The sequence below is a fragment of the Thauera sp. 2A1 genome (genome assembly GCF_009469595.2).
In the GTDB taxonomy this organism is placed as follows: Bacteria; Pseudomonadota; Gammaproteobacteria; order Burkholderiales; family Rhodocyclaceae; genus Thauera.
Genome location: NZ_SSXV01000013.1, coordinates 116,557 through 123,698, shown reverse-complemented (window position 1 = coordinate 123,698; position 7,142 = coordinate 116,557). Strand labels below are relative to the sequence as shown.

The 7,142-nt window shown below is 65.9% G+C and carries 4 protein-coding genes; 3 read left to right on the top strand and 1 reads right to left on the bottom strand.

All coding sequences use genetic code 11. The features are described 5' to 3' along the window. Positions 1 to 220: 220 nt before the first annotated feature. On the bottom strand, positions 221 to 1,753 hold the full coding sequence (locus GH664_RS13435; protein WP_153168583.1) for a fumarate hydratase: 1,533 nt from the start codon (positions 1,751 to 1,753) through the stop codon (positions 221 to 223). Between the two features lie 249 nt (positions 1,754 to 2,002). Between GH664_RS13435 and acs the strand changes: the two genes are divergently transcribed. The 3 genes from acs to GH664_RS13420 all read left to right on the top strand — a co-directional run bounded on the left by acs (position 2,003) and on the right by GH664_RS13420 (position 7,125). Then, the gene (gene acs, locus GH664_RS13430; RefSeq protein ID WP_153168582.1) at positions 2,003 to 3,964 is read left to right on the top strand and encodes an acetate--CoA ligase; all 1,962 of its coding nucleotides are present in this window, start codon (positions 2,003 to 2,005) and stop codon (positions 3,962 to 3,964) included. Positions 3,965 to 4,165: 201 nt separating this feature from the next. Then, entirely contained in the window at positions 4,166 to 4,363 is a 198-nt protein-coding gene (locus GH664_RS13425; protein ID WP_194270407.1) for a hypothetical protein, read from the top strand. Between the two features lie 11 nt (positions 4,364 to 4,374). Then, entirely contained in the window at positions 4,375 to 7,125 is a 2,751-nt protein-coding gene (locus tag GH664_RS13420) for a sensor histidine kinase (protein ID WP_153168580.1), read from the top strand. Positions 7,126 to 7,142: the final 17 nt, after the last annotated feature.

Genomic DNA, 7,142 nt, shown 5'->3' with positions numbered 1-7,142 from the left:
TTGGGTCTGGTGTCGCTGCTCGATACGACGCGACGGCTCCAGTGTCTTTCATGAACCGCCGTATGCGGAACCGCACGTACGGTGGTGTGAGAGGGCGACGGGGGTGACCCCGTCCCCTACTCGATACAGAATCGATCGCGGCCAGGTCCGCTGCCACACCGGGCGCAAAAAAGCCCGGCAGATCGAACTTGCCGGGCTTGCGGGTGTTGAGGGGGGATGATCAGGCGACGGCGACGGGAATCTTGCCGATCTTTGCCTGCCACTCCTTCGGGCCGGTGTTGTGTACGCTGGTGCCATTGGAGTCGACCGCGACCGTCACCGGCATGTCCTGCACGGTGAACTCGTAGATCGCTTCCATGCCGAGGTCGGCGAAGCCGACGACCTTTGCTTCCTTGATCGCCTTCGACACCAGGTAGGCCGCGCCGCCGACCGCCATCAGGTAGGCCGACTTGTTGTCCTTGATCGCCTCGATGGCGACCGGGCCGCGCTCGGACTTGCCGATCATCGAGATGAGGCCGGTCTGCTCGAGCATCATGCGGGTGAACTTGTCCATGCGCGTGGCGGTGGTGGGGCCGGCGGGGCCGACGACCTCGTCACGCACCGGGTCCACCGGGCCGACGTAGTAGATGACGCGGTTGGTGAAGTCCACCGGCAGCTTCTCGCCCTTGGCCAGCATGTCCTGGATGCGCTTGTGCGCGGCGTCGCGTCCGGTGAGCATCTTGCCGTTGAGCAGCAGGATCTGGCCCGGCTTCCAGGAAGCGACTTCTTCCTTGGTGAGGGTGTCGAGATTGACGCGGGTGGCAACGTTGGTGTCGGGCTTCCAGGTGACCTGCGGCCAGTCCTCGAGCTTCGGCGTATCGAGCTTCGCGGGGCCCGAACCGTCGAGATGGAAGTGCACATGGCGGGTCGCGGCGCAGTTCGGGATCATCGCCACCGGCAGCGATGCGGCGTGCGTCGGGTAGTCCATGATCTTGACGTCGAGCACGGTGGTGAGACCCCCCAGGCCCTGCGCGCCGATGCCCAGCGCGTTGACCTTGTCCATGAGCTCGAGGCGCAGTTCCTCGACGCGGGTGAGCGTCGCGCCGGAGGCGGCCTTCTCGCGCAGCTCGTGGATGTCGACCGGCGCCATCAGCGATTCCTTGGCGAGCAGCATCGCCTTCTCCGGCGTGCCGCCGATGCCGATGCCGAGGATGCCCGGCGGGCACCAGCCGGCGCCCATGGTCGGCACCGTCTTGAGTACCCAGTCCACGATGGAGTCGGACGGGTTGAGCATGACCATCTTCGATTTGTTCTCGGAGCCGCCGCCCTTGGCCGCACAGATCACCTCGACGTGGTCGCCCGGCACGATCTCGTAATGCACTACGGCCGGCGTGTTGTCCTTGCTGTTGGCGCGGCGGCCGGCGGGGTCGAGCAGCACCGAGGCGCGCAGCTTGTTGTCCGGATTGTTGTAGGCGCGGCGCACGCCTTCGTTGACCATTTCCTGGACGCTCATCTTCGCGTCCCACTGCACGTCCATGCCCACCTTGAGGAACACGACGGCGATGCCGGTATCCTGGCAGATCGGACGGTGGCCTTCGGCCGACATGCGCGAATTGGTGAGGATCTGCGCGATGGCGTCCTTGGCGGCGGGGCTCTGCTCGCGCTCGTAGGCTTCGCCGAGCGCCTTGATGTAGTCCAGCGGATGGTAGTAGCTGATGTACTGGAAGGCATCCGCCACGGACTGGATGAGGTCGTCTTCGCGAATGATGGTCATGGCGCTTGGTCTCCGAATGACATGGGGGCAGAATGCCGCAACAACCCGAAATTCTAGCACCGGGTGGAGGCGCAGGTCGCACGATTGCTCGTGTAAGTCCTGTGTAAGATAGATATTCTTAAATGGTGGCATCAGAATCAGCGGGCTCGGGCAATCGCCGGCGGTGCGCTGGATTTTCAAAGGCCGGATTCAACCGGCCGACTCGCAAGGGTCAACTTCAACCATTCGATCAGTTGAGGAGAGGTGAGCATGTCCAACGAGCAAGTCCGTTTTTACAACCCCTCGGAAGAGGCGGTGAAGAATGCCGCAGTGTCGGGCATGGAAGGCTATCGGGCGCTGTGCAAGGAAGCCGAGGATGACTACGAGGGCTTCTGGGGGCGTCGTGCCAAGGAGTTGCTGGACTGGAAGGTGCCGTTCACCCAGGTGCTGGACGAGAGCAACGCGCCGTTCTTCAAGTGGTTTGCCGACGGCAAGCTGAACGTCTCCTACAACTGCCTCGACCGCAACGTCAATAACGGCCTGGGCGACAAGGTCGCGCTGATCTTCGAAGGCGATAACGGCGAAGTTACCCGGGTCACCTACAAGGACCTGCTGTCGCGCGTCAGCAAGTTTGCCAACGCGCTGCGCGGCATGGGCGTCAAGAAGGGCGACCGAGTCGTCATCTACCTGCCGATGTCGATCGAAGGCGTGGTCGCCATGCAGGCCTGCGCCCGTATCGGCGCGACGCACTCCATCGTGTTCGGCGGCTTCTCGGCGCACGCGCTGCGCGATCGTATCGAGGATGCCGGCGCCGTCGCGCTGATCACCTCCGATGGCCAGCACCGCGGTGGCAAAGCGCTGCCGCTGAAGCCGATCGCCGACGAAGCGCTGTCGCTGGGCGGCTGCGACACGGTCAAGAACGTCGTCGTCGTGAAGCGTACCGGCGGTGAGTGCAACATCGTCGCCGGCCGTGATACCTGGTTCCACGACGCTTGCGCGAATCAGTCCGACGTGTGCGAGCCGGAGTGGGTCGAGGCCGAACATCCTTTGTTCATCCTCTACACCTCGGGCTCCACCGGCAAGCCGAAGGGCGTGCAGCACTCGTCCGGCGGCTACCTGCTGCAGGCCGTGCTGTCGATGCAATACACCTTCGACATCAAGCCGAACGACGTCTTCTGGTGTACCGCCGACATCGGCTGGGTTACCGGTCACACCTACATCACCTACGGCCCGCTCGCGTGCGGCGCGACCGAGATCGTGTTCGAGGGCGTGCCGACCTATCCGGACGCCGGCCGCTTCTGGAAGATGATCCAGGACCACAAGGTCAGCATCTTCTACACCGCGCCGACCGCGATCCGCTCGCTGATCAAGGCCGCCGACAACAACCCGGCGGTGCATCCGACCAAGTACGACCTCTCCAGCCTGCGCCTGCTGGGCTCGGTGGGCGAGCCGATCAACCCGGCAGCCTGGGAGTGGTACTACCAGAACGTCGGTGGCAGCCGCTGCCCGATCGTCGATACCTTCTGGCAGACCGAAACCGGCGCGCACATGATCACGCCGATGCCGGGCGCCACGCCGCTGATCCCGGGCTCCTGCACGCTGCCTTTCCCGGGCATCCAGGCCGCGGTGGTCGATGAGACCGGTACCGAAGTGCCCTGGGGCCAGGGCGGCATCCTGGTGGTCAAGAAGCCGTGGCCGGCGATGATCCGCACCATCTGGGGCGATCCCGACCGCTTCGTGAAGTCTTACTATCCGGCCGACTTCCAGGGCAAGCTGTACCTGGCGGGTGACGGCGCGATCCGCGACAAGGATACCGGCTACTTCACCATCACCGGGCGTATCGACGACGTGCTGAACGTCTCCGGTCACCGCATGGGCACGATGGAAATCGAGTCCGCCCTTGTGGCGCACGAGAAGGTGGCCGAGGCGGCGGTGGTGGGGCGTCCGGACGACCTGACCGGCGAGGCGATCGTGGCCTTCGTGGTGCTGAAGGGCGCGCGCCCGACCGGCGACGCCGCCGCGGCGATGGTCAAGGAGCTGCAGAACTGGGTGGGCCAGGAGATCGGCCCGATCGCCAAGCCGAAGGACATCCGTTTCGGCGAGAATCTGCCGAAGACCCGCTCCGGCAAGATCATGCGTCGCCTGCTGCGCCAACTGGCCAAGGGCGAGGAGATCCTGCAGGACACCTCGACGCTGGAGAACCCGGCCATCCTCGAGCAGCTCAAGGGCTGATCGTGCCGGGCCGGTGCGCAGTCGCGCGCCGGCCCGCTTCCGGTTTGCAGGAGAAGGCCCGGCCACGTAGCCGGGCACGTTGGGGGAGACTGGGCGCGCGCAAGCGGCGTCCGCCGAATCCGGAACGCCCGACCCGCCTTCAAGAGCGGGTGGGCGTTGCCGCTATACTCGGAGAACCGTCGTCATCATGAGAGGCACATGATGCGCAAGGGTCTCGCAGGGCAGCGCCTGGTCGCCGTGTTCATTGCCGGCGTGCTGCTGCTCAACTTTCCGCTGCTTTCCCTGTTCGATCGGCCGGAACGGCCGTTCGGCATTCCGCTGCTGCACATCTACCTTTTTGCCGTCTGGTTCGGTCTGGTGCTGGTCATCGCCTGGATCGTCGAGCGGGGTGCGCGTTGACCGGCGACGCGATGCTGCCGAGCTGGCTGGTCGTCGGCGCGTCTTTCGCTTACCTGCTGGTGCTGTTCGCCGTCGCCTACCATGGCGACCGCAGGGCGGACGAGGGACGTTCCGTCATCGACAACCCATGGACGTACGCGCTGTCGCTGGGTGTGTATTGCACCGCGTGGACCTACTTCGGCAGCGTCGGGCGGGCTGCGTCCAGCGGCATCGGTTTCCTGCCCGTGTACCTCGGTCCGACGCTGGGGTTTGCGCTGGCCTGGCTCGTCATGCTGAAGATGATCCGCATCGCGCGCAGCTACCGCATCACCTCGATTGCCGACTTCATCGCTTCACGCTACGGCAAGAGCCATGTGCTGGGCGGGCTGGTCACCGTCATCGCGGTGGTGGGGACGGTGCCCTACATCGCGCTGCAACTGAAGGCGGTGGCCAGCGGCTATACGCTGCTCGTGGGCGATCACGACCCCGCCTTCCATCCGACCGGGCTGCCAGGGTGGTGGAGCGACGGCACGCTGTACATCGCGCTGACCCTGGCGGCGTTCACCATCCTCTTTGGCACCCGGCATCTGGACACGACGGAGCGCCATGAGGGCATGGTCGCGGCGATCGCGTTCGAGTCGGTGGTGAAGCTGCTCGCCTTCCTCGCGGTGGGCATCTACGTCACCTACATCGTGTACGACGGCGTGGGCGATCTCTACACCCGGGCCGCTTCGTACCCGGAGGTTGCCGGCCTGCTCGGGATGGAGGGCATGCAGCGGCTCGGCTACGGCGGCTGGTTCGCACACGTCCTGCTGGCCATGCTGTCGGTGATCTTCCTGCCGCGGCAGTTCCAGATCGCGGTGGTGGAGAACGTCAACGAGGCTCACCTGCGGCGTGCGACCTGGGCCTTTCCCGCCTATCTGCTGGCGATCAACGTCTTCGTGATTCCGATCGCGCTCGGTGGCTTGCTCCATTTCGGGCGCGGCGCCGTGGATCCGGATACCTTCGTGTTGAGCTTGCCGCTGGCGCACGGCGACATGGCGCTGGCGCTGCTGGTGTTCGTCGGCGGGCTTTCGGCTGCGACCGGCATGGTCATCGTCGAGGTGATCGCCTTGTCGACCATGGTCTGCAACGACCTCGTGATGCCGATCCTGCTGCGCAGCAGGCACCTTGCGCTGGGCGCGCGGCGGGACCTGACCGGCTTGCTGCTCGGCATCCGGCGCGGCGCGATCATCGTCGTGCTGCTGCTCGGTTATGTGTATTTCCGGCTCGCGGGCGAGGCCTACGCGCTGGTGAGCATCGGCCTCATCAGCTTTGCCGCGGTCGCCCAGTTCGCACCGGCCATGCTGGGCGGCATGTACTGGCGCGGCGGCACCCGCGAGGGTGCGCTCGCCGGCCTGCTCGGCGGCTTCGCGGTGTGGATCTACACGCTGTTGCTGCCCTCGTTCGCAAAATCCGGCTGGCTGGATCCCTCGTTTCTCGACCGGGGGCTGTTCGGGGCGGGCTGGCTCAAGCCGGAAGCGCTGTTCGGGCTGCAAGGGCTGGACAACATCAGCCACGCGGTGTTCTGGAGTCTGCTGGCGAACATCGGCGGCTACGTCTTCGTGTCGCTGCTGCGCGCACCGTCCGGCGCCGAGGCAAGCCAGGGCATGCTGTTCGTCGATGTGCATCGGCGAGGAGACGGCTTGCCGACGAGCTTCTGGCGCGGCAGCGCCGAGGTGCGTGACCTCATGCCGCTGGTCGCGCGCTTCCTCGGCCAGCGTCGCACCGAAGAAGCCTTCGCCGGCTATGCGCGCGCCCACGGTGTCCCCGACGCGATGCACCTGAAGGCCGATGCCGAGCTGGTCCATTTCGCCGAATCGCTGCTGGCCGGCGCCATTGGCAGCGCGTCGGCGCGCGTCATGGTGTCGTCGGTGGTGCAGGAGGAAGTGCTGGGCCTGGGCGAGGTGATGGACATCCTCGACGAGGCTTCGCAGGTGCGCGCTTACTCGCGCAAGCTGGAGGAAAAGTCGCGTGCGCTGGAGGCGGCGACGGCCGAGCTGAGGGCCGCCAACGAACGCCTGCAGGAGCTCGATCGCCTGAAGGACGATTTCATGTCCTCGGTGACCCATGAACTGCGTACGCCCCTGACCTCGATCCGCGCCTTCTCCGAGATGCTGCTCGACGATCCGGGCATCGACCTGGCCGATCGCCAGCGCTTCCTCGGCATCATCGTGTCGGAGACCGAGCGCTTGACGCGGCTCGTCAATCAGGTGCTCGACATGGCGAAGATCGAGTCGGGGCACGCGGAGTGGCACACCGCCGGCATTGACATGCGCGAACTGTTGCAGCATGCGGTGGAGGCTACCGGCCAGATGTTCCGCGACCGTGGCGTCGAAGTCGAGCTGGTGCTGCCGCCGCTGGCGCCGGTGGTGCAGGGCGACCACGACCGCCTGCTGCAGGTGGTGCTCAACCTGCTGTCCAACGCGGCCAAGTTCGTGCCGCAGGGGGCAGGCCGGGTGCGCGTGGCGCTGTCGGGCGGCGAGCAGGAGTTGAGGGTGGATGTCGGCGACAACGGCCCCGGCATTCCGGCCGGGCTGGGGGACGTGATCTTCCAGAAGTTCCGCCAGGGCGGCGATGAGCGCTCCCGCCCGCAAGGCACCGGCCTGGGGCTGCCGATCAGCCGGCAGATCGTGGAGCACCATGGCGGGCGCCTGTGGCTGTCGGCGAATTCGGCAGCGGGTGCGACTTTCTCCTTTACGCTGCCGCTGCCTGCGGCGGGCTCCACCGTTGAATTAGAATAGCGCTCAGGGGAGGAACA

Bases quoted from the DNA above. Each gene is read 5' to 3' on its own strand.
- GH664_RS13435 (WP_153168583.1), bottom strand. From the start codon at position 1,753: ATGACCATCATTCGCGAAGACGACCTCATCCAGTCCGTGGCGGATGCC.
- acs (WP_153168582.1), top strand. From the start codon at position 2,003: ATGTCCAACGAGCAAGTCCGTTTTTACAACCCCTCGGAAGAGGCGGTG.
- GH664_RS13425 (WP_194270407.1), top strand. From the start codon at position 4,166: ATGCGCAAGGGTCTCGCAGGGCAGCGCCTGGTCGCCGTGTTCATTGCC.
- GH664_RS13420 (WP_153168580.1), top strand. From the start codon at position 4,375: ATGCTGCCGAGCTGGCTGGTCGTCGGCGCGTCTTTCGCTTACCTGCTG.